Source organism: Pseudoalteromonas sp. APC 3691 (assembly GCF_030408135.1).
GTDB lineage: Bacteria > Pseudomonadota > Gammaproteobacteria > Enterobacterales > Alteromonadaceae > Pseudoalteromonas.
Genome location: NZ_JASDCB010000133.1, coordinates 1 through 2,068, shown reverse-complemented (window position 1 = coordinate 2,068; position 2,068 = coordinate 1). Strand labels below are relative to the sequence as shown.

General features: G+C 42.9%; 2 protein-coding genes. One reads left to right on the top strand and one right to left on the bottom strand.

Annotated elements, in window-relative coordinates; genetic code table 11:
- Positions 1-242: 242 nt before the first annotated feature.
- Entirely contained in the window at positions 243-500 is a 258-nt protein-coding gene (locus tag QL998_RS20535; protein WP_259365725.1) for a hypothetical protein, read from the bottom strand.
- Between the two features lie 180 nt (positions 501-680).
- Between QL998_RS20535 and QL998_RS20530 the strand changes: the two genes are divergently transcribed.
- Entirely contained in the window at positions 681-1,766 is a 1,086-nt protein-coding gene (locus QL998_RS20530) for an alkene reductase (protein ID WP_290193385.1), read from the top strand.
- Positions 1,767-2,068 lie beyond the last annotated feature (302 nt).

Here is a 2,068-nt window from a genome sequence, read left to right as displayed (position 1 = left end):
GCTGCGGCGGCGAGATTACTTGGAAGGGCTAGCCTATTTCGTACAGGTGGTAGTGCAACTCGATTGGAAAAATATGGATGTGAGTGATGTGATTGAAATTTAATAATTATTTTTGGGGATCCCTTAGGGTTTATTTGTAATAGTGGACTTTGTTACTGTTACTGTTGTTGTTTTTGGTTTTTCGTCACGTTGTTTGGGTGCTTTAGTAACTTGTGTTTGAGTTGTAGGTGTTTTATTAGTGCTTATAGATTCAGGTACTTTTTTACCTCTAACTTTGCAGGCTCAGCAATCGGTGCGTTAGTGGTGGTGTTAACGGTGCTTAACTTAGGTTGGGTTGATAAGTTAACCATTACATAAACGTTTATTACGGTGTCTTTTTTTGTTTGAGGTTCTTCAACCTTTATTTTTTGCGAAAGTAATTTATGTGAAAGTAATAAGTACAGCAACACGCCATGTATACATAACGAGATAACCCACGGCCACGCATTCCCTTTATTCACATCAAACCCTCAACTTAATAGTGCTGTTAAGAGTCAATAAAATACATTTAGTTCACCTAAAGTTAATGTGTTTTACTTTGTAGCTTTATTGCAGATACAACAAAACTATTTTGCAGTTTTTGTTGTTTTTGCATGTGCTTGGTTACGTTATTATGAGCGCAATCAAACTTAGGAGGCATTATGACATTACTTTTTGAACCAATAGAACTTGCAGGTAAAACATTAAAAAACCGTATTGTTATGCCCCCAATGACTCGCTCGCGTTCAACACAGCCTGGCGATATAGCTAACGACTTAATGGCAACATATTACGCACAGCGCGCAAGTGCCGGGCTAATTGTAAGCGAAGGCACACAAATTAGTGAACTTGGCAAAGGCTACGCTTGGACTCCGGGTATTTATTCAAATGAGCAAGTTGTAGGTTGGAGTAAAGTAACCCACGCAGTACATAGCGCTGGTGGCGTGATGTTTGCTCAGCTTTGGCATGTTGGCCGTGTAACTCATAGTGACAACACCGGTGGCGTGCAGCCTATTTCAGCCTCGGCCATTGCTGCAAAAGACGTAAAAGTATTTGTAGATACAAACGGCGCACCGGGGTTTGTAGACACCCAACTCCCACGCGAAATGAGCAAACAAGATATTACGCATGTAATAGGCGAATTTCGCCAAGCTGCTAAAAATGCAGTTAATGCAGGATTTGATGGCATAGAGCTTCATGCTGCAAATGGTTACCTTATTAACCAATTTTTAGACTCAGAATCAAATGCTCGCACCGATGAATATGGTGGCAGCGTGCAAAACCGTATACGCTTTTTAATTGAAGTAGTAAACGCTGTTAGCGACGAAATTGGTAGCAGCAAAGTAGGCGTAAGACTTGCCCCGTTAACAACTCTTAATGGCACAGTAGACGAAAACCCTGAGGAAACTTATTTAGCGGTTTCTGAGGCATTAAATAAAGCCGGTGTAGGTTACATGCATATAGCCGAAGCCGATTGGGATGACGCGCCTTTAATGAGTGTTGAGTTTAAACACGCTATTCGCAAAGCCTACAGCGGTGTATTAATTTACGCAGGCAAGTACACCAAAGAGCGCGCAGACAAAGCACTTAGCGAAGGCTGGGCCGACATGATTGGCTTTGGTCGCCCGTTTGTATCAAACCCAGACTTACCAGCACGCTTAAAGCAAGGCAAGCCACTTAACAGCCACAACCCCGACACTTTGTTTGGTGGTGCAGAGCAAGGCTATACCGATTATCCAACAGTATAATTGCTAGTAAGTAATTAACATTGAGTAAAAACATGAAGGGCTGCATTTTATGCAGCCCTTTTTTGTTTGCCCAGCGAAGCTGGCAAACCCGATAGGCTGAAAGATGCCTTATCACCCTGACTAAGGGGAAGATAATCTGAATGGCAAGGGCGTCACTGGCCAACGGTGGGGTCTGAAGGAAGCCATAAGAAGTTAGAGGTACACAACTAACCGTAACCTGTTTCGGCAGTATTGGTGGGTCAGCGTGCAAAATAGCGCAACGCCCTATACTTAGTCAGACCAATACTGTGCTTGAGGGTGGG